Annotated in this window: 1 protein-coding gene; it reads right to left on the bottom strand. The window is 57.2% G+C overall.

The genetic code is table 11. The annotated features are described in order from the left end of the window. Positions 1 to 24: 24 nt before the first annotated feature. On the bottom strand, positions 25 to 1,146 hold the full coding sequence (ald, locus tag HMPREF9163_RS11325) for an alanine dehydrogenase (RefSeq protein ID WP_037347154.1): 1,122 nt from the start codon (positions 1,144 to 1,146) through the stop codon (positions 25 to 27). Positions 1,147 to 1,153: the final 7 nt, after the last annotated feature.

Below are 1,153 nucleotides of genomic sequence, written 5' to 3'. Positions count from 1 at the left end.
CCCCTCAGCAGTCAGAGTGGAGAATTACTTCAGGAACTCATCGATGGACTTGAACGGAATGTTCAGAGCCTTAGCGACCGCCTCGTTGGTGAGGTGACCGTCGATGGTGTTGAGACCATACTTGAGACCGGGAACCTGCTGGAGCGCAGCCTTGTAGCCCTTTGTTGCGATGTCAACAGCATAGGAAATCGTCGCGTTCGTGATGCCGAGCGTGGACGTGCGGGAAACAGCGCCCGGGATGTTTGCAACGGAGTAGTGAACAACGCCGTGCTTCTCGAACGTCGGGTTCTCATGCGTCGTGCAGTGATCGCAGGTCTCGATGGAGCCGCCCTGGTCGATTGCAACGTCGACAACGACGGAGCCCTTCTTCATGGTCTTGATCATTTCCTCGGTGACGAGGATCGGGGTACGAGCGCCCGGGATGAGAACGGAGCCGACGAGGAGGTCTGCCTCTTTGACCCACTTAGCGATGTTGTAGCTCGAGGAGTACTCGGTGACGATGCGGCCGCCGAAGATGTCATCGAGCTCACGGAGACGCTCGATCGAGAGATCGATAACCGTGACGCGTGCGCCGAGACCGACAGCAATCTTAGCAGCGTTCGTACCGACGTTGCCGCCGCCGATGATGACGACCTGGCCTGCAGAGACACCTGCGATACCGCCGAGGAGGACGCCGCTGCCGCCGTAACGGCTCTCAAGGAACTGTGCACCGATCTGGACGGACATACGGCCTGCGATTTCGCTCATGGGAGCGAGGAGGGGGAGACCGCGGCCATTCTTGCCGATAACCGTCTCATAGGCAATGCCGACAACCTTCTTCTTGAGGAGAGCCTGTGTAAGTTCGGGCTCAGCTGCGAGATGGAGGTAGGTGAAGAGGATCTGACCCTCATGGAAGAGGTCATACTCGGATTCGAGAGGCTCTTTTACCTTAACAATCATTTCAGAACGATCAAACAGAGCCTTCTTGTCCGAGATGATCTCAGCACCGACAGCCTTGTAATCGGCATCCGTGAAGCCGCTGCCAACGCCGGCACCCTCTTCGATCAGGACCGTGTGACCAGCACGGCGCATCGCCTCGACACCCGAAGGGGTCATACCGACGCGGAACTCATTGTTCTTGATTTCCTTCGAAACGCCAACAATCATGTTTTTT

The organism is Selenomonas sp. oral taxon 138 str. F0429 (assembly GCF_000318175.2).
GTDB classification, from domain to species: domain Bacteria; phylum Bacillota; class Negativicutes; order Selenomonadales; family Selenomonadaceae; genus Centipeda; species Centipeda timonae.
This window is presented reverse-complemented; position numbering and strand designations above follow the sequence as displayed.

Bases quoted from the DNA above. Each gene is read 5' to 3' on its own strand.
- ald (WP_037347154.1), bottom strand. From the start codon at position 1,146: ATGATTGTTGGCGTTTCGAAGGAAATCAAGAACAATGAGTTCCGCGTC.